The 21,305-nt window shown below is 35.8% G+C and carries 14 protein-coding genes; 8 read left to right on the top strand and 6 right to left on the bottom strand.

The annotated features are described in order from the left end of the window. The first annotated feature begins 383 nt into the window (after positions 1-383). The 4 genes from CG11_RS00815 (at position 384) to CG11_RS00800 (ending at position 6,515) form a co-directional block, all read left to right on the top strand. Positions 384-3,305 (top strand): GH92 family glycosyl hydrolase, encoded by a 2,922-nt coding sequence (locus CG11_RS00815; RefSeq protein ID WP_052592146.1) that lies wholly within the window; start codon positions 384-386, stop codon positions 3,303-3,305. Positions 3,306-3,465: 160 nt separating this feature from the next. Next, entirely contained in the window at positions 3,466-4,344 is an 879-nt protein-coding gene (locus tag CG11_RS00810) for an esterase family protein (protein WP_052592144.1), read from the top strand. Positions 4,345-4,615: 271 nt separating this feature from the next. Next, the gene (locus CG11_RS00805; protein ID WP_052592142.1) at positions 4,616-5,686 is read left to right on the top strand and encodes a fatty acid desaturase; all 1,071 of its coding nucleotides are present in this window, start codon (positions 4,616-4,618) and stop codon (positions 5,684-5,686) included. Between the two features lie 247 nt (positions 5,687-5,933). Further along, positions 5,934-6,515, top strand: coding sequence for a hypothetical protein (locus CG11_RS00800; RefSeq protein WP_052592141.1), 582 nt, complete (start codon positions 5,934-5,936; stop codon positions 6,513-6,515). A gap of 154 nt (positions 6,516-6,669) precedes the next feature. Here CG11_RS00800 and CG11_RS00795 read toward each other — a convergent pair whose 3' ends face one another. Next, positions 6,670-9,939 (bottom strand): S41 family peptidase, encoded by a 3,270-nt coding sequence (locus tag CG11_RS00795; RefSeq protein WP_052592139.1) that lies wholly within the window; start codon positions 9,937-9,939, stop codon positions 6,670-6,672. 776 nt (positions 9,940-10,715) lie between these two features. On the opposite strand from CG11_RS00795, the gene ychF reads away from it, so the two are divergent. Further along, a complete protein-coding gene (gene ychF / locus CG11_RS00790; RefSeq protein WP_052592136.1) occupies positions 10,716-11,819 on the top strand; it encodes a redox-regulated ATPase YchF in 1,104 nt (367 codons plus the stop codon). Between the two features lie 78 nt (positions 11,820-11,897). Here the strand turns inward: ychF and CG11_RS00785 are convergent, their stop codons facing one another. Further along, a complete protein-coding gene (locus tag CG11_RS00785; RefSeq protein ID WP_052592134.1) occupies positions 11,898-13,073 on the bottom strand; it encodes a thioredoxin family protein in 1,176 nt (391 codons plus the stop codon). A gap of 306 nt (positions 13,074-13,379) precedes the next feature. Next, positions 13,380-13,766, bottom strand: coding sequence for a VOC family protein (locus CG11_RS00780; protein ID WP_052592132.1), 387 nt, complete (start codon positions 13,764-13,766; stop codon positions 13,380-13,382). A gap of 546 nt (positions 13,767-14,312) precedes the next feature. Here CG11_RS00780 and CG11_RS00775 point away from each other — a divergent pair. After that, complete coding sequence (locus CG11_RS00775) at positions 14,313-15,689, top strand: MATE family efflux transporter (RefSeq protein ID WP_052592130.1); 1,377 nt, start codon at positions 14,313-14,315, stop codon at positions 15,687-15,689. A 33-nt stretch (positions 15,690-15,722) separates the two neighbouring features. Here CG11_RS00775 and CG11_RS00770 read toward each other — a convergent pair whose 3' ends face one another. The 3 genes from CG11_RS00770 to CG11_RS00760 all read right to left on the bottom strand — a co-directional run bounded on the left by CG11_RS00770 (position 15,723) and on the right by CG11_RS00760 (position 19,389). Further along, complete coding sequence (locus tag CG11_RS00770; protein WP_052592127.1) at positions 15,723-16,631, bottom strand: polymorphic toxin type 23 domain-containing protein; 909 nt, start codon at positions 16,629-16,631, stop codon at positions 15,723-15,725. 4 nt (positions 16,632-16,635) lie between these two features. Next, a complete protein-coding gene (locus CG11_RS00765) occupies positions 16,636-17,298 on the bottom strand; it encodes a B3/4 domain-containing protein (protein WP_052592125.1) in 663 nt (220 codons plus the stop codon). A gap of 237 nt (positions 17,299-17,535) precedes the next feature. Then, positions 17,536-19,389: a hypothetical protein gene (locus CG11_RS00760; RefSeq protein ID WP_052592123.1), complete on the bottom strand. Its 1,854-nt coding sequence runs from the start codon at positions 19,387-19,389 to the stop codon at positions 17,536-17,538. A gap of 430 nt (positions 19,390-19,819) precedes the next feature. Here CG11_RS00760 and CG11_RS00755 point away from each other — a divergent pair, with 430 nt between their 5' ends. Both CG11_RS00755 and CG11_RS00750 read left to right on the top strand, forming a co-directional pair. Next, positions 19,820-20,227 carry a hypothetical protein gene (locus CG11_RS00755; RefSeq protein ID WP_156039613.1) on the top strand — a complete coding sequence of 136 codons (408 nt, stop codon included), beginning with the start codon at positions 19,820-19,822 and terminating at the stop codon, positions 20,225-20,227. A 51-nt stretch (positions 20,228-20,278) separates the two neighbouring features. After that, a complete protein-coding gene (locus CG11_RS00750; RefSeq protein ID WP_052592119.1) occupies positions 20,279-21,280 on the top strand; it encodes an SPOR domain-containing protein in 1,002 nt (333 codons plus the stop codon). Positions 21,281-21,305 lie beyond the last annotated feature (25 nt).

Raw genomic sequence — 21,305 nt, 5'->3', positions numbered from 1 at the left:
TCTTTTTTAATTCTATCCAATAATTCGCACAAGATAAGAAGTTCAAGAAAGGAACAAGCCTATTTATTTCAATTTAATTATATTCACGATGCTTCGTACTTAAAAAAACGTTCTTAACTTTAACTTGTAGTAGTTCGTTGATTAGTTCGCTACGCTCATGAGGGCGCAAGCTTAGTTTTTTACTTTTTTACCAAAAAGATAAAAAAGCACATTTATATTAGTTTGATAATCAAATTTTTAACACAAAACAGAACAGAGATACAACTTATTGATTATCAAACTAATAAAGTTTAGCTTCGCTGCTACTGCGTGGTTTCAACGAACTATTGTAACTTGATTATTAAACATTATTATCTTCCTTTATTCAATTTCCATAAAATACAATGAACAAGTTCTTCTTATCTTTTTTTATAGTCTTCATCATTGGTTGCACAACACCTCAACCCAACTCCTCTAACAATTCTACCACTTACACACAATACGTTAACCCATTTATAGGAACAGGGGGACACGGACATACTTATCCTGGTGCAACACTTCCATTTGGCATGATGCAGCTAAGCCCTGACACTCGCTTGACGGGTTGGGACGGTTGCTCTGGATACCATTATACCGATTCGGTTATCTATGGTTTTAGCCATACACATTTAAGTGGCACGGGGGTTTCTGATTATGGCGATTTATTGTTAATGCCACACAGCCAGACAATCCCTCCGAGTTTAGAATACACAAAGTATAAATCTGCTTTTGAAAAAAATACCGAAAAAGCGTCGGCAGGTTACTATGAGGTAAAGCTCCAAGAAGGAAACATTCAGGTTGCCCTATCTACTACAGCTCGCGCAGGAATGCATCAGTACACTTTTCCAAAAGGCGCCCTACAAAATGTTTTATTAGATTTACAACATAGAGATCAGCTCTTAGCTGCCAGTTTGGAAATAGTAGACGAGCAAACCGTTCGAGGTTTTCGACGCTCTAATGCTTGGGCAACGGATCAGCATTTTTATTTCTATTTACAATTCTCAAAGCCATTCAAAGCACCAGCTTTGCTAAAGAACGATCGAGAAGAAGTGGTTCATGCTCAATTTAATTTTGATAATAACGATCAAGAATTGTTAGTAAAAGTGGGCATTTCTAGTGTTTCTATGGAAGGCGCTCAAAAGAATTTAGAAAAAGAAATTGCGCATTGGGATTTTGAAAAAGTTCGAACGGCTGCTAATCAAGCTTGGGAAAAAGAATTGCAAAAAGTAGCAATAGAAGGAGGTACAGAAGACCAAAAAACAATTTTTTATACAGCGCTTTACCACTCCTTTTTAGCTCCTAATTTATTTATGGATGTCGATGGTAAATATCGTGGTACTGATTTGAAGATACACCAAGCGAAAGACTTTGACAACTATACTATTTTCTCCCTATGGGATACCTTTAGAGGCACCCACCCGCTTTATACAATCTTGCAACGCAAACGAACCACCGATTTTATCAAAACTTTTTTGGCTCAATATCAGCAAGGAGGGCAACTTCCTGTTTGGGAACTAGCGGGTAATTATACTGGTTGTATGATTGGCTATCATTCTGTCTCTGTTATTGCTGATGCTTATGCAAAAGGAATTCAAGATTTCGATACTCAACTTGCTTTAGAAGCCATGCAACACAGTGCTATGAAAGACCATTTAGGCTTATCTTTTTACAAAGGCAAAGGTTTTATAGGTTGTGACGAAGAAGCCGAATCGGTTTCAAAAACATTGGAGTATGCTTATGACGATTGGTGTATTGCCACATTTGCTCAAGCAATTGGAAATGATTCTTTGTACCGATCTTACCTTCAACGTGCACAGGGATACAAAAATTTATACGATCCCAATAGTGGCTTCTTACGAGGTAGGATACATGGAGGGTGGTTTTCTCCTTTTGAGCCAAGTGAAGTCAACTTTAATTATACAGAAGCGAATGGCTGGCAGTATACGCTGTTTGCACCACAAGACATTCAAGGTTTGATTCAATTGATGGGAGGTTCCAATAGTTTTGAAAAAAAGCTAGATCAATTATTCACCACTGAAAGCACATTAGAAGGTAGACATCAAGTAGATATTACAGGGTTGATTGGGCAATATGCCCATGGCAATGAACCGAGTCATCATGTCGCTTATTTGTATAATTACATCCAAAAGCCTTGGAAAACGCAAGAAAGAGTGCATCAAATCATGCAAGAGATGTATCAAAATGCTCCTGATGGTCTTTCTGGTAATGAAGATTGTGGGCAAATGTCTTCTTGGTATAACCTTAGTGCAATGGGCTTTTACTCTGTTACTCCTGGGACCGATTACTATACATTGGGCAGTCCAACCTTTGAAAAAATTCGTTTAAATCTAGAAAACGGAAAACAATTTACCATCAAAGCAAACGGGTTGAACTCTAAAAATATATACGTGCAATCGGTTCAACTCAATGGAAAAGATTATAATCTAGGTTATCTTCAACATGATGTTATTATGAAAGGAGGCGAACTAATTTTTGAAATGGGAAGCCAGCCTAATAAACAATGGGCTGCTTCAAAAGAAGCCATTCCTCCTTCTCAAATTACAGAGGCATTGATTGTTCCTGCACCATATTTGCTAGCAACAGGGAAAACTTTTGTAGATGAAATGCGTGTAGAAATGGGAGCAGCTTGTCAAGATTGTATGATTCACTATACCATAGATGGCAGCCAACCAACCGCTCAAAGTCCTATTTATTCAGAAGGAATTGTTATCAAAGAAACTACTAATTTTCAATTAATTGCTATCAATCCAGAAGGAAAAGAAAGTGCTGTTATTCAAGAAGAAATTATTAAAATCAATGACAACCGTGCCATTACAATCAATAGCCAATACGAAAACCAGTACGCTGCGGGAGGTGACAAGGCATTGATTGATCATTTGCGGGGAGGAGCTAATTTTAGAACAGGTTCTTGGCAAGGCTACCAAAAAGATTTGGATGTTATTGTTGATTTAGGAGAACCAAAATCTATTGCTAGCATTGAAGTGGGATTTTTGCAGGATATTCAATCTTGGATTTTCTATCCTAAAAAAGTAGCGTTTTTCATCTCAAAAGATGGCAAAAACTTCCAAGCAGTGGGAGAGACTTCTAGTGATTTTCCAGATAATAAATACGGTGCTTTTACCGAAAATTTAGTCTTTGATTTGGATAAAAAATCAATGGCTCGTTATGTCAAAGTTTTGGCAACTAATTATGGCGTTTGCCCTGAATGGCATCTTGGTGCAGGAGGAAACACTTGGATCTTTGCCGATGAAATTACGATAAAGTAATTATTATTTTGTATTCGTGGTTCGCTGCTTTTTCATATAAAAAAAACAGCGAACCATTTTATAGAACCTACTCATGATGCATAGAATGATTTATTTTCAACTTTTTAAAAAGCAACAAAACTAAGTCTGAGTAAAACATTATTACAAAAAAGTCAACTTAATGAAAATATTCCCATCACTACTAATTCATCTTTTAGTTCTTATCTGCTCTACGTTTATATTGAGTTGCTCTAATGACAATGACATCCAATCAAAAAAAATACTTCCTCAAAGTGCCATAAAATTTGAAACTGGAAACTATACTCATGGCTCTTTTAAAAGCAAAGAAAGAGGGCATGTTGATTTTAATGTTTACCTACCTCCCAACTGGTCAAAAGACAACACGGAAGAATATGGCTTAATGATCTTGCTTCACGGTCAAGGAGAAGATGAATTTACTTTTTTGGGAGCTCTTCCTGCCTCCAGTCTAAATCACTGGATAAAACAACAATTTATATCAGATAACTTTGTATTAATTGCCGTACGAGGTGGCACAAACACTAATAAAATGCAGTGGTATTCCAACTCCAATGAAGCGATGATAACTAGTTTGGATGCCCAAGAATTGAGACGTTATTGCCATAGGAATTTCCATACTAGCCTAAATCCTTCCAAAATTTCTGTCTTAGGACACTCTAGAGGTGCGACAGGAGCTTTAAACTTTGCGCTTTACTTTCCGAATCAATTCGCCTCTGTTGTCTCTAGTGCATTTGTCAGCGATTATGCGGTGGAACGATTGCAACAGGCTGCCAATCAAAATTTGGAAGTACTTTTACAACGCAAAGTTCCTATTTATATGCTTATTGGTGAAAACGATCAATATGTGTTGAACAACAAGCGAAAAGGAAGTCCTAATATGAGTACCTTTTTTCACTCCAAAGGCATTGAGCATCAATTCAAAGTTGTTCCTAAAAAATCACACCGTTTAGCCGAATTGTGGGAATATCCAACCAATATCAATTGCCTTAAATTTTGCCTCGAATCGTGGCAATCTCAATAGGTATTTACACCAAGTATTGTACAGCTCTTAGGGGTATTTCTTATTTTTATCGTCTAACTAGATAGAACCATTGATTATTCTCTATTAACATCGTTTTGACCAATAATCAATAAGGCTTATCTTTTAAAAATTCTATGGAACAATTTAGAATCGAAAACTAAGAACTCGTCAAAAAAACGTATCTTTGCACCAAGAAATAGGACAGCATTGTGTTATGTGCCTGTAAGAACATGTAATCATTGCTGAAATTTTGAAATCAATCAAGTTTATAATGAGAGAACTGCCAAAAATTACGGATCCAATATTCGTAAAAAAAGAATTGAAAGGAATGGATAAATTTTTTGTCACTAAAATTAGAGATGAAAGAGACTTGCCTTTTATTCATTTAATGCTAAAAATTACATTTATACTAATACCATCTGCTATCCTTTTGTACTCCCCTTTATTGCAAGGCAACTATTGGTGGGCGTGGGCGGCATTTCATCTATTTTTAACTATCGTTGTCTTTTTGGGACCTTACACCTTAATGTTGCACAATACAAGTCATCGACCATTTTTCAAACGAGAAAACGAAGTTTGGAACAAATACATTCCTTGGGTTTTGGGGCCTCTGTTGGGACAATCACCAGAATTGTATTTCATCCATCATATGGGGATGCACCACAATGAGGGCAATATGCCAGAAGACAAAAGCTCTACAATGCCATTTCAAAGAGATAGTTTCTTTGGTTTTTTGCACTATTACTTGCGTTTTTTATTAATAGGAATCATTGAACTAGCACAATACTTCTTTGGCAAAAAAAGAAAAGCACTCGGCATCAAGGCTGCTAGAGCAGAATTTACTTACCTATCCATTTTAGCCTTGCTTTGTATTTTTGTTAATTTGGGAGCTACAATGACTGTTTTTATCATTCCATTGTTAATTATTCGTTTTGCTATGATGTCTGGTAATTGGGGACAACATGCCTTTGTCGATCCCAACGATCCCGACAACGACTATACAAGTAGTATTACTTGCATTAATTCTGGATACAACCAAAAATGCTTCAATGATGGTTACCACATTGGACATCATTTGGTTCCCAATATGCATTGGACAGATATGCCGATTGAATTTCAAGAGAATTTGCAAAAATACTCTGATAATAAATCTTTAATATTTGAAGGACTAGATTTTCAATTAGTTTGGGTGCTACTGATGGTCAAACGATACGATATTTTAGCCAAGCACTTAGTCAACATTAACGGCAATACATTTGCATCTGACGAAGAGGCTATTGCCATTATGAAAGAAAGAACTAGACGTTTCTCAAAAGAAAAGTTGCAATTTTATACTCAATAAGTGAACCTTTCATTTCCTGAATAGTTAAAAAAACGGATTCGTATCAATCGAGTCCGTTTTTTTTTGATCTACACTACATTAGTTGTACCTTTGTTTAGAAATCCATTTATCATTAACCTTAGTAGTTGTCTAATTATCAAACAGCTATACCTGTGAATATCCCACTTCGTAAAATACATTGTGGCTAGCTTTGCTCGATAGCTTGCATTTGGTTAGTAAACTACTCTAATCTTAAACTCGAATTACGATGAAAAAATTTGTCCAATCTCCATTTTTACTAGGTTTGCTCTTTGTTTGCACCCTTCTATTTTCAAGCTTTTCGGTAGAATATTCAAAAGTTGATAGTAGAGACGATAATCCCCCTGTCACCCAAAAGGAAAACCGCCGTAAGCATCGCCTTGAAAAACGCCAAGCTAGACTACAAAAGCGTTTGAAGAAAAGCAAAAACACTGTAAAGCGTCAACGAATTCAGAAAAAAATTCGAGGAATTCAAAAACAGAAAGACGATGGTTTTGGAAGTCCTGCGTTGGGAATTGTTGGAATGGTATTGTCTATCCTTTCCTTCATTTTGTTCGTTGCATTTATCGCTAGCTTGCTTTCAGCTGCTGTTGCTGGAATTGCTATAGGAATTACTTCTTTGGGCTTATTATTAGGTGGTTTAGGACTTGCCATTATAGGCTTGACCATATCTATTATTTCACTAATTTTGAATGCCAAAAACCCTGATAAATTTACCATGAGAGGCTTTGGGCTTGCAGGAATGATTGTCGGTAGTATTATGACAGGTATTTTTATTGTTGCTGCTGTCGTTTTCTTTGCGTTCATGTAAAATAACTTTATCCTCTGGATACCATATAACTTAACTTATCAGGAGCTTGCATTTCTTAGGAATTGCAAGCTTTTTTGTTTTCGTGTTGCAACAAAAAGCCTCTATAAGAAAATCTTACAGAGGCTTTGAACAAAACAGTACTATTCGCTGAATCTTATTTTCCGTCTACTTCTTTAAGCAATACCTTTACAGCTGCTTCAATTTGCTGATCCTGTCCATTGGTTACTTTTGATGGTTCGTTGGCTACTTTCACATCTGGCTCCAACTGCGTATTTTCCATAAAGGAACCATCATTGCCAACCATTCCTACTTGTGGAATACCAAAAACATATCCACCGGGCAAACGTTCCCACCAAACAGCTGTCCCCGTTCCTGGCACAGGCATTCCAACCAGTTTTCCTACACCCAATGCCTTGTAAACATATGGAAATAGATGCGCGTCAGAATAATTTCCTTCCCCCATCAAAACACAAGATGGCTTAGACCATTTAAACATAGGCTCTCTTCCTATATCTTGTCCACGAGGCAAAATTTTCATATATATTTTTCCCCCTAAGAAAGTTGCTAAGTCATCGTGCAACCAACCACCTCCATTAAAGCGAGTATCCACAATAACAGCATCCATGCCAGCATTACGCCCTAAAACTTCTTCGTAAACCGTTTTATAACTTTCTGTATTCATTCCTCTAACATGCACATACCCGATGCGACCGTTCGAAACTCGTTCTGCTGTTTCCCTACAGTTTTCTACCCAACGATCATAACGAATATTAAACTCCGCTCCTCTGCTAATTGGCTTTACCGTTTCTTCCCAACGCTCTCCAGAAGCTGGATCAAATAAAGAAACTAAGGTATAGTTGCCCGCTTTTCTATTTAACATTGGATAAAAATTGGTCTCTGCTAGAATTTCGATACCATCTATTTTTTCTATAATGTGCCCAGCTTCCAATTTAGACGCTTTTTTATCAAAAGGACCTTTATTAATCACTTCTGCCACTTTCAAGCCTTTACCCTTATAGCCTTCATCATAATACAATCCTAAACTAGCTGTTGCATCGACCGTTCTATTATAAGGAGGACGATAGCGACAACCTGTATGAGAAGCATTCAATTCACCTAACAATTCGCTCATCATCTCTGCAAAATCAAAACCATTATTAATATGTGGCAAGAAACGCGCATATTCCTTTTTATAAAAGTCCCAATTAACGCCATGCAAGTCTTTTTTGTAAAACTTTTTAACAACTTGTCTCCAAGCATGCTCAAACAAATAAGCTCGTTCTTCTGCTTCCTTCAAAATCATTTCTCCCCGAATAGTAATCGCTTTTTTCTTCTTTGAAGCTAGTTCAATGCGAGCGATACGCCCTGCATTAACAACAAAAAGATACTTACCATCCTTAGACAATTCCATTCCTCCACCTCTAGCACCTAGCTTCATTAAGATTTTTGTCTCTCTAGTTCTCAAGTTTGTTTCCCACAAATCAAAGCCCTTCTCAAAGCTAGCCATATAATATAGCTTTTCACCATCTTTCGAAACAATAGCATCCATAATAGAAGCAGAATGAATGGTTAGACGTTTTTTTCTATCGTGAATTCCATCAAAATCAATTGTTATTTCCTCCAACTTAATTTCATCATCATCTCCATCCTTATCTTCTTTATCTTTATCTTGGTCTTTTTTATCCTCAGTTTCTTCCTCTGTATCCTTTTTGTCCGTTTTCTTTTTCTTTTTGTCTTCCTTCTCCTTTTCCTTCAACAAAGCATACTCTTCCTTTGTCAAGTTGAAACGATCCCATCCTTCTTCTGTCAAAAACATACCGTAAATATCCGACTGTCCGCCCCAACTAGCTTGCGCCTTCATACCATCTCGTCCTGATCCCCAAATAATCATTTTGCCACCCATTACAAATTTAGGCGCATAATCACCATAACCACTACGAGTCAAGTTAATGACGGATTCTTTCCCATCGGCTTTAATTAAACCAACTTCAGAAATCCATTGTTGAGGCTGTAAAAAGTTCACCAAGAACCATTTTCCATCTGGAGACCAAGAATAAGTTTGGTCGCCATCTGCATAAGAATAGTTCTTATCTGCAGGCATTACCTCTCGAACTGCCTTCGATTCCAAGTTAATTACCTTCAAAGCCGTGCGCTCTTCCAAGAAAGCAACCTCTTTGCCATCAGGAGAAAAAGCAGGTTGAAACGTTTCGTTTTTACTTTCCAAGATAGGCTCTTCTTTAAGAATCGTAGAATTGAAAAAATACGTTTCTTCTTCTCGTCCTAATTTAGTCTGATATAAGTTCCAACTTCCGTTGCGTTCACTCGCATACAAAATAGCACGTCCATCTGGGCTAAAACTGGCTGTACGTTCTCTTTCTGCCGTATTGGTAATTCGCTTTGTCATACCACTTTCAACAGAAGTCACAAATACTTCTCCTCTATTGACAAAAACGATTTCTTTTCCATTTGGAGAGACATCCATTTCTTGTGCAGCACTAATCGCAACTGTTTTTTCCTCATTGTAACGAGCATCTGCAACGATGTTAATCGACACTTTTAATGGTTTGTTGCCATCTCTCAGCAAGTAAATTTCACCATTATAACTAAAACACATTAACCCTTCATTAGAAATCGTTAAGTTACGAACAGGATGATTTTTTAGTTTGGTTACCCTTCTGGTGCTTTTGGGGTCGTCTAATTTAATTGCATGAACATTCATTGTCCCGCTTTCTTCACTTAGGTAAAATAACTCCTTGCCGTCTTTTGAAAAAACAGGGTTTCTATCTTCTCCGATAAAAGAAGTTAATTGAGTATATTTCTTGTCCTCTATAGAATACGTCCACAAATCGCGCGTCACAGAGGAGGTATGATGCTTACGAAACTCATCTTCATAGCCTTTTCTATCGTGATAAGCAATCATTTTTCCATCTTTTGAATATACAGCATCATCAGCCGGGATGGTCAAAATTTGTTGCACTCGCCCTCCTTTTGTTGGAACCTGATACAATTCTGGCATTCGTCCTGAAGGAAACATTCTATTTTGAACATTATCCAAGCGCAACGAACTAAACAACACCCCGCTATCATCATTGGCAAAATCTGTTGGAAAATCATTGGCGGAATGATACGTCAAACGCGTAGGACGACCACCTGTAGCTGGCATGATATAAACATCAAAATTGCCATATCGATTAGAAGCAAAGGCAATTTGCTTACCGTCATTAGACCATACTGGTCGAGAGTCATGCGCATCGTGCAATGTTAAGGCTGTTGCCGTCCCTCCTGTCGAAGGCACCTTGTATAAATCTCCTTTATAACTAAATACAATCTGCTTTCCGTCTGGGGAAATGGCAGCATATCGCATCCACAAAGGAGGTCCATCCTGCGCCCATACTTGATTTATTGCTACGAATAATAATGCCATTAGGCATAATCTCCAATTTGTTATCATTTGAGTAGTATTTTGGTAGTATTAGTGTAATAATACTCCGTTGATTTTTTAGTTTTCCTACGAAAAACGTAAAAAATCATCTTGCATTAGTTTGATTATCAGCCTTTTAGTACAAAAATCAACAAAAGTACATCTTACTGATAATCAAACTAATACGATTTTTCAACGGAGTAATGTGTAATAATAGAAACTTCTAAGTTAAAAAATATCTAGCGATAATTGGATTGAGAAAGGGCTTGTTTCGGATTACATTCAACATTATCAGACGAACGGCTTGTTATAAACGATGAATTAAGAAAAACTAGTGATAAAAGCTTTCTTTAATCCTCTGCAATCATCGGTACTATCAGTAGAAACCACACAGCAAATTTGGTTAACAGAAAGAGAAAAAAACACATTTATAGTAGCTTATTTCATGGAGTTATAAACTCCGCTAGTTTCGCTCCTACTACCTCGCATTTCAAAAGCATTATAAATACTGATAATCAAAAGGTTAATACAAAATAAAATAAAAACATAAGTCGTTAATTCTTAGGCTTATAAAATTTAGCTGTGCTGCTACTACATGGTTTCAGCGAACTATTGTTTCAGACTTTGACAAATAATTGTATTTTTGCAGCAAGTTTTGGCAATAACGTTTCAAATGTTTCAAAAAACAACTGTCTTTATTAGACATTTTGAAGCATTTATAAATTTTATTAAGTGGCCATTAACTTCTAAATTTGCTAACTATTTAACTTACATACAACATGGCATTAAAATGTGGAATTGTTGGACTTCCAAACGTAGGAAAATCAACGCTTTTCAATGCACTTTCTTCTGCTAAAGCCTTAGCAGCTAATTATCCTTTTGCGACCAAAGAACCCAATATTGGTACGATTACAGTACCAGATGAGCGTTTGACAAAATTAGAATCTATTATCAATCCTCAAAAAGTAATTCCTACTACTATTGATATTGTGGATATTGCTGGATTGATTCGTGGTGCTAGTAAAGGGGAAGGACTTGGCAACCAATTTTTAGGTAATATTCGTGAAGTAAATGCTATTGTGCATGTTGTTCGTTGCTTTGAGAATGGTAATATTGTACATGTTGATGGCGATGTAGATCCTGTTAGAGACAAAGAAACGATTGATTTGGAGTTAATTTTCAAAGATATTGAAAGTGTTGAGAAGCAGATTCAAAAACAAAAAAAGATGGCTAAAGGTGGCGATAAAGCGCTACAAAAATTAGTCGTTATCTTAGAAAACTTGTTGAAGCACTTAGAAGATGGCAAACCTGTTCGTAGTTTTGACGATTACGAAACAGAAGAAGCTGAAATTATTATCAAACAATTGCAACTTCTAACTGCAAAACCCATTATCTATGTTTGTAACGTTGATGAAGATTCTGTTATCTCTGGCAACGAACATACTGAAGCTTTTAAAGAAGCTGTAAAAGATGAAAATGCAGAAATCATTCTAGTTAGTGCTGCTATTGAAGCTGATATAGCGGAGTTGGATACTTACGAGGAACGCATGGAATTTTTATCTGATTTAGGCTTGACAGAGCCTGGTGTCAATAAATTGATTCACGCTTGTTATAGTATTCTAAATCTTATCACTTACTTTACTGCTGGAGAAAAAGAAGTACGTGCTTGGACCATTAAAGTTGGAACCAAAGCTCCCGCCGCAGCTGGTGTTATTCACTCTGACTTTGAGCGAGGATTTATCAAATCCAAAACCGTTGGTTTTGATGATTTTATTGCCAACAATGGTTGGAAAGGTGCCCAAGAAACAGGCACTTTGCGTCAAGAGGGCAAAGAATATGTCGTTCAAGATGGCGATTTGTTAGAATTTATGTTTAACGTATAGAATATACTTCGTTTTTTGTAAAAAAAAAGCGTTGAGAGAATCATTTAGAAATCTTTCAACGCTTTTTTATTTTAACAATTATTCCCCCTTAATTTGAGCTATCAAAGCTTCTGTTTCTTTGATGTATTTATTCTCTTTTTTGCTCAGCTCTAACTGTTTATTGGCCACCTCCAAAGCAGCCTCCCGATCTTCTAAGGCTAGTAGAATCAAAGCTTTGGTTTCTAGAGTTGCGATACTTTCTTCTAACAAAATTGCTCGATCTACCCACTCCAAAGCCGCATTCAATTGCGTTTTACTTTTACCATATACATCCAACATATAACGAGCGATTCCATTCAAGCTTTTGGCATCTTTGCAATGCTTTTCATATTTGCGAGCCAAACGATAATCTCTGCGCTCATCTCCACGCTTGCTATAAAAATCAATTCTCGTCTTAAAATACTCTACCCTATCAGGCAAAATTTGTTTTACTTCTTGTAAAAAATCACGAATAACTACTTGACTCGAACCATTTTCAATAATTTCATAACAACGAATGTTAAAAGCGGCATCCAAATAACTATCAACTCTATCAATCCCCAAACTTGTGATAAAATCTGATTTGTTAGCTACGACATAATGATAAGCTCTATGGTTATAGTTATTGATACAATGCTCTAGAACATCAAAATGCTCTGCCTCTTTTAGTGCCTCCATCCCCACCAAATCAATGTATACATCGGCTATATAGGTATAATCTTCTCCAACACGTTTCAATGCTTCGGCATATTTTTTAAGAAAAGCTGGGTTATCTTTTTCCGTTTCAAATTGCTTTTGTAAAGTGTAAATTTGATTTTCAGGCAGTAGAGCTTCTTTGCTTTTAGTAATTAAATCTTCTGCTTTGTAAGCACCAATAATTCGGTGTACCAACTCCCCCTCTGCATCAAAATACAACAAAGTTGGATAAGAAGTCACCCTATATTTTTTCGCAAAATCTACTCCTTCTCCTTTTTCTATATCCAACTTATAACTAATGTAGTTTTCTTTAAAAAACGCACCGACTTCGGCTTTAGAAAAAGTATTGTTATCCATCCACTTACAAGGCTCACACCAAGAGGCGTAGGTATCAACAAAAATTGGTTTATTCGAGTCTTTCGCCTTTGCTTTTACCGACTCCCAGTCTGCTGCTTCAAAATCAATACCTTGAGCATTTATCAACGAGGAAATCATAAACAATGGAGCCGTAAACAGAAAAGTAAGTAAGTAATTTTTCATCATGGATTGCTTTTACAATAGTTCGTTGAAAACCTTATTAGTTTGATAATCAGCAAGTTGCACCTTTGTTTCGTTTCACACTAAAGCTTTGATTATCAAAACTAATATAAATGTGCTTTTTTATTTTTTTGGTAAAAAAGTAAAAAACTAAGCTTGCACCCTCATGAGCGTAGCGAACTAATCAACGAACTACTACTTTTAATAAAGAAGAATAAAGGCACTTTAAAACAACAGATGCATTGTTTTCGTTTCGATAACACTAAAATAAGACCAATTGTTCTAATTCAACGTCATAGAACTGTCATTCTAAAGTTTTTCATCTACGGGCTCCCACAACTCAATCTTGTAACCATCAGGATCCAAAATCCAAGCAAATTTACCATATTCAAAGCTTTGCATTTCTCCTACGATCGTTACGCCTTCCTCTTTTAGACTAGTCAACAAAGCCTCTAAATCATCTACTCTGTAATTAACCATAAATTCCTGTTCAGAAGGATTAAAGTAAGTTGTATCTTCTGGGAAGGCATTCCACACCGTATTTCCTTCTTGTTCAGGATTTTCTTTTTCTAACCACTTAAAAGTTGCCCCATACTGGTCAGACTCTATCCCTAGATGATTTTGATACCAATTTTTGCTTTTTTGAGGGTCTTTTGTTTTAAAAAAAATGCCTCCAATTCCTGTTACCCGTTTCATAGTTATAAAATTTTAAGTTGATAAGTATAAGTAATCGTTCAGAAAAAACTATATAAAAAACAACTTTCTTTTTGCGCTACTCTTCATCGAAACATCTTGCTTTAGCCCGCTAAATCTGCACTTTTTCTCTTTGACTAGCACTAAAAATAAGTCTATTTTTTTAGCTATATTTTTTTCTGCCCACTTACTTAATAGTTGGTGACACTTAAGAAATACAATGCAGATATCTTTTAATTTAAAATACTAGAATCCAGCAGTTTTACAAGTTTAATGCCTTTTAATAATGACTTTTTTATTTTAAACTAAATGAACAATTCTTACTTTATTATGTTTGCAAATAAGTGCCTTTAATAAACCTTTACAATTTACCAAAACCAACAAATTATAATTACAAAATACACATTTCTTTTATTAGCACCTAAGTAAGTGAGCATAAAAAATTATCGGTAAAAGTTATTGAACACGCATCTCATTTATGAGTCAAACAGTAACTTATTATGGTTGCTATATTTTTTTCTAAACATTTACTTATATTCCAGAACTTGTATGCAACCCAATAATCTAAGTACAGAAAAAAAATCCAACGAATTAGGCACCGAGACAATCGACAAATTGATTGCCAAGCAAGGAATTCCAGCTGCAATTGGTTTTTTAGTCATGTCTATCTATTTGATTGTCGATACTATCTTTGTAGGGCATTGGGTTGGTGCCATGGGAATTGGAGCTATCTCAGTTGTCTTACCTGTTACATTTTTAATCGCCTCTATTGGAATGTCGATAGGAATTGGAGGCGCCTCAATCATTTCTAGAGCATTAGGTGCAAACGACAACCAACACGCACAACAAGTCTTTGGCAATCAGATCACATTAAACATGTCTATTGCTACCTTTTTTGTTATCATGGGAATGATTTTCAAAGAAGAGTTATTAATGATCTTTGGTGCCAAAGACGACATCATGCCCTTTGCCAAAGAATACTTCACCATCATACTGCTAGGCATACCTTTTTTGTCGTGGGGAATGATGAGCAACCATGTTATTCGAGCACAAGGTTTTCCCAAAATAGCTATGAATGTAATGCTTGTTCCTGCTATCTTAAATTTAGTGCTAGATCCTATTTTTATCTATTGGCTTGATTGGGGAATGCAAGGAGCTGCTTTGGCTACTATTTTTTCGTATTCTGTAAGTGCTAGTTATACCATTTGGTTCTTTGTAAAAGGCGATAGCGATTTGAGAATTAGTAAAAAAAACTTAGTCCTACATTGGTCCATTATTTCTGAAATTATCTCTTTGGGTTTTGTCTCCTTAGCACGCCAAGGAGTGATTAGTATCTTGGCTATTGTCCTCAACCACTCCTTATATACTTATGGACGTAGCGAAATTTATATTTCGGTCTATGGAATTATCAATCGTGTTATGATGTTCGCTATGTTCCCAATCACAGGAATTACACAAGGTTTTTTACCTATTACCAGTTATAATTATGGCGCAAAAGAATACCATCGTGTCAAAGAAACCATTCGAAAATCAATTATTTATGGAAGCTTAATTGCGATTCTTATATACATCTGTATTCTGTATTTTCAAGTTACAATTGTTAAACTTTTCTCTACCAACAAAGAGATTTTAGCAATTACTCCCGAAGCTATGGCGATTGTATTTATGGCAATGCCTTTGATACTCATACAATTGATTGGTTCTTCCTACTATCAAGCTATCGGGAAAGCCGTCCCTGCGTTATTACTAACCTTAACCAAACAAGGTTTTTTCCTCATCCCATTGGTTTTTATACTTCCTCGTTTTTGGGGGATTAATGGCATTTGGTATGCTTTTCCTATTGCAGATGTTTTGTCAATGTTGGTAACCGCTATTTTCCTATGGAGGGCTTATCGTCAACTGGGCACCCCTTCTAAAATAGAATAATACGAATAACTAAAAAACAAACAGACTGCTGAACTAATACAATGCCGTATTATTTCCTTGTATCTGAAAGAACAATTTAGCAGGTCGAACTTTTTGTCCTTCTTCGTACAAATATTGTTTTCCTTCGGTGTCGATCATTGGAATATGTGGATCTGTTAATAAAAAGGAATCGTGAATCAATAGATTTTGAAAAGCATTTCTTACTTGATCTGCATCAACCCCTAGCGTTGCCCCTAAATATTGCCCAAAACCTAGATACTGTTCTATTCCTATTGCCAATACGCCAGCACTTTTTTCTTGATACAAAACATCTTTCATGGCTCGATAACCATATTTCGCAGGAAATTGCTTTGATTTCATGGTAATGCTTCCTGGACCGTAGGGATCGGCTGTCCAAGCAATATTAGCAATCGAAATTTGAGTATTTTGTATTCTATAATATAAACCAACCGCTCCAGTTCTGTGCTTATCCTCTTGAAAAAATGCCAAAAAATCATTTTCCATCAACAAACTAAAACCATAAATTCCAAAACCAAATGTCCCAGTTAATTGAGAAGTTTTTATATTATCCAAATAAAAATTATAGCTATAACCAATGGAATATGGGCGACTTGTTTGGTTGCTAATTTCATGAATAAAAGGACTGTAATGCACCGAATCTTTAGCTCCAAAAGCAGCTACAACTCCCACTCTAAGCTGCCCCTCCCAAGAAGGAATTTCTGTTGCAAAAGAACGTGGATTGTAATAACCTGCTAGTTGTAAATTTCCTTGTATGTGCTCGTAATGGAAATAAACCTTTGCGATCAAACCAATTCGGTTAAAATGGCTTCCCAAATTAAAAGAAAAACCAATCTGCCCGCCAAAACCTTGTCCAAAATCCAGTTGGGCAGTTGCACTACATGTTATCAAAAAAAAGAACGTTGACAAAAAAAATTGCTTCATCAGATTACTCGATAATTAAAGTTTGGCAATCCGTTGCATTCGTATATTCCTCATACAAGCTCTTGGTCTGTATCAAACTATCTTTTAAAGTGGCATGATTTCCAAAGTTTAGAAAAACCATCAAAAAAGAACTTGTATTTTCTGTCACCATCGTTCGAGTAGAGTCACTCGTTGGCGTACCAAAAGCCCCTTTGTTATCTCTAAAAACAGGCAAATGTTCAATATTTAAATCTCCCTTTCCTATCCCCTCATAAAGTTCTCCTTTTGCACCTATTCCCAACACAATATCCCCCTCTATTTTTGCAGCATCATAACCTCCTATCGAATATCCCGTCTTTATGGAAATTAAATTCAATGTATCTACAATCGTATTAATTTGATACAATCCCTTTCCAGAGACTACTCGCCTTAATAAAGCCTCTGCCGATAAACGATAACGGCTAGGATCTTTTCCCAAAGCCTTGTAAGCTGCTCTAGAAGAAGCGATCGCTTCAATTTGACTGATTTCTGGTCTAGTCAACTCTTGAGCCAAAGAAGCGCAAGTATCTTGTATTTTTTTTTCGAGTCCTTTTGAACTAGCCTCCCAAGTCAATTGACAAGAGAAGCAGCCCAAAACCAAATCAGGGCATTTTTTTCTTATTTCTGGAGCAATAGAAATATTATTCATAAATGTGTAATAATGCTTTTATAGTTTAGTCGTATGCTAGTAATGCCTTACTAAGCCATTTTTGTCCCAATTGGGAACAATTAGAAATTGATTTCGGGGGCTTTTAATCGGCTTATTGTTTTAATACTGGAAGGATTAATCATCCAATCCATCCCAAAATGCATTTTTCAGTTTTTTGTTAAAACTCAAAAAAATATAAAACCACGCAATAATAGCACAGTTAAGTTTTATCTTTTACTAATCGTCTAATTTAATAAACTGTTTATTTCTCAATATATAACGATGCGCTCCAATTTCAACAATTTCTCCTTCTTTTTTTTCGCTAAGATTGAGAATATCTTGTCTTAAAGTATGAATAGAACCTTTTGTTCGATGGGCAATGGTCAAATACTCTTCGTTGATATCTGGCTTAAGTACTTGATAAAAGCTATTTTTTTCTTCTGCTCCACATAGAATAATTCGAATTGGAATGTCGATTTGTGAGAGTAACTCCATATCACGAACACGACTATAACTATCTGCAATTAGCACTACTTCTTCTATATCTTGACGTTGTTGAATGCCTTTTAAGACCGCTTCTAAATCATTTTCGGGCGGCTCTCCCCCTCCTAAACCTCGTTCTATAGCCAGATGCATGGTATTTATAACTAAAGGCAATTCTTCCCAAGCACCTTCACAGTCATAAATCCCCCCCGTTGCTCCTATTTTTTTTGCGCTGGCCATTTTCTGATCGCCATCATTAAAAAATAAATACTTGGTGTGTTCTCCTTGTTTTAGATTTAACAAATGCCAAATTAAAACCTCCTCCAAGTAAGGGTTCATACTTTGTGTTATATCTGTCACTACAACTTTTCCTTTCCATGATTCCTTAAAACGCTGTAATGTTGCCAAAATCGGTTTCCCTTCATCCACAAAATAATTGGGATTAACCTTCAGTTGCTCTTCTATGATTGCTACCTTAGCTTTTACCGCTTTTCTAATTTTAAACGTTCGTTTAATCGGAATAGGTTGATTTTTTCGAATCAGCTCTTGTATCAATTTTTCTTCTAAATTTAGCTTCCTTAACGAGTCTAATTCTTTTGCTTGCCGCAACTCTTCTGCCACCGCTATAGAATCTCGACGGGCAGCCAAGAGCTCCTGTTTCTTTTGACGAGCACGCCATGCTTTAGAGGTAACCGACTCATAAACAATAGTTTCAACTACAATATCACTCTCCTGATCCAAAACAACTTCTTTTTCACCAAAATTGAGATTATAAGTCGCATTGAGCACATAGACATCATCTAGAGGTACCAAAATCTGTGCAATCCCATAAGCATTTGTCACTCCTTCGTAGCGAGTCCCGTCTTTTTTGCTAATCAACCAAAAGGTTTCTCCTTCGGTCAAATTTCCATCCAAATCTTGAAATACAAAATTAAATAATGCACGATGAATAGATGGGTATTTATCCATTCCTAATTTTCGCTCAAACAACACATCCTCAGTCCAAGCAGCGTAAGGTTTGTTAGGAATTTCAAATTTATAATAATTCGGTGCTCCTTTCAAATTTAGCATATACTCACAACCTATTGGCAAATCAAGTGCCGCTCGCCCATTCGAATCCGTCGTTACCCGATGTGTTTTTCGGCTCGTTCCACTTCGTATCGTCAATTCTTCCACCAAATTAGATGGCTTATTATCACTGTTAATGAGCCGAATATGCACTGGTATATCAATCAACAAAGCACTCCCATCTTTAGGCATTTCGTAAAAAGGCACTGGAATTTCGTGTCGTTGATATTCCCCCTTGGGAATTGTTACCGAAGCAAAACGCTGCCAATTATCCAAATGCACTGCATAGATGTCGTCTATAGGTACCAACGAAGCTGCTTTCCCTTCTTTATCCGTCTCTAAATAGAGTTCTTTTTTATTTTTTTGTCCTTCTAATACAAATTTCTTCCCTCCAACGGGTTCTTTTGTCATTGGATTAGTGAATATAAATGTCACAACCGCTTCTGTTTTGGTTGGTTTTAATTGTGCCTTGACAGAAATGGGGATATTGCACAGCAAGAATAGAAGAAGAAAAAAATGACAGATTTTGGACATGGGCATATAAAATAATTATTGAATATCGACGTTTAATAATAGTAATTGGTTTATTCTATACAAAACGAAGCCGTAAATAGAGTATAATAATATTATCTTTAAACGAATAATTCTCTTTGGTTAGTACCTCAAATATTAGGTTAATAATAATTTTTTGTGTCCTATTGATTAAGGTTTTATTTTATAATTGTTATTAACCAAATGGTTGTTAAAACTATAACATTGTCTTAAAAAAAAGAAATTAAGCATTCTAAATTTGGTAATTCTACCAAAAAACCCTATTATTGATAGCCGTATAGATAGAATATTGAAATAAAAGACATCAAAAGTAAGTTCCTATAACATTGTAGTAAATAAAAAAAATAGCTATTCTCCAATGTTGAACTACTTTTTAAGAAAAGAAAAAAACTCGCTAAATTTTCTAAAAAAAAAATTAATGAAGGCCGTAACTTGCATTACCTTTATTCTCCTATTATGCCAATACGCAATAGGACAACATCAAACCGCTTCTACCTCTGACATTGCCATTGTTTCTACTCCTTCCTCTGATATTGATTGGGCTAATTTTGAAAATGAATTAACCAAAGAAGATAATTGGTCTTTTCACACCAACCAAGAAGGCAAATTGCTTTATATAGATTTTGAATCTTTAGGTGGCAAAATGAATCGTTTGGTCTTAAAGTCTTCCGAAAAAGATATTGTTATTGAAGATAATCACCTTTTTGACCTTCCAATCAACACTATTTACGAAGTAAATTTGGAAAAATTAAAAAGAGGTAGTTATTTTGTAGAGTTATATACTTACGACAACAAAATTATTCGTGAGGAAATAACCATTCAATAAATTATCAACAAGATAGAAAAGAGTTTTTCTATCTATCTAATTAGACTTGGCTTGGATCTATCTTATCACATAGAAGAACTCCTTTTTTCAAACGATTGTGTTATTATACCCACAATTGGGGGCTTTATTGTCAATTACGCTTCTGCATCAATTGACTTTGTAGAACAGCGTCTATTACCTCCTCAAAAAGTCGTTTCCTTCAATCCCAAGTTAGTCAACAACGATGGCTTGTTAGCCAACCATATTGCTCAAAAAGAACATTTAACTTATAAACAAGCTACTCAAAAAGTAGAGGCTTTTAGTCGTCAAATTGAAGTTGATTTATTTAACAATAAAATTGTTCATTTTGAAAATATTGGTAAACTGTATTTTAACTCAGATTCTAAATTAGAATTTGTTCCTGCTGATACTAATTTCTTGAAAGACGCTTATGGGTTACCTAGTTTGGCTTGTACTCCAATTCTTCGCAATAAGGATTACTTGAGCAAACAAGACATACCAGAGCATTTAGTTCCGATCAAACGAAAACAAAAAGCAGGTATTTTGTCGATTGTAGCACAACCTAAAGTGATTGCTATTGCTGCTGTCTTTATTTTTGCTTTATCTACACCGTTTATCTATCGGGCTATTGTTGGTACTTCTAGCACTAATCCACCTACAACTATTGCTAGCAATAACAATACATCTACTCAAGATACAAACAATAGTTCTCAAGCTTCTTTGATCCCATCTATCGGAAGTAATCCAACAGCAACCCAACCTGAAGTTGAAGAAACACCAGTTGATACAATTGTTGAGAAAGTGATTGAAGAGTTGCCTGAGATAGACAAAAATGCAGAAGATTATGTTATTGTTTTGGGAGCTTTTGGAAAAAAGAGAAATGCTGATCGTCTGGCCAAAAAATTAGAAAAAGACAATTACCTACCAGAGGTAACTGTAAAAAATGGGTTAAATAGAGTTGGTGTTCAAATTACTTGTACTCCAGAAGAACTAAAGTTGCATTTAGATTTTTTACAAGAAAATTATAACAAAAAAGCTTGGGTTGTAGAGTAACCCAATTGCTAAAGTTGACTTTGTA

Source organism: Aureispira sp. CCB-QB1 (genome assembly GCF_000724545.1).
Classification (GTDB): Bacteria; Bacteroidota; Bacteroidia; order Chitinophagales; family Saprospiraceae; genus Aureispira.
This window is presented reverse-complemented; position numbering and strand designations above follow the sequence as displayed.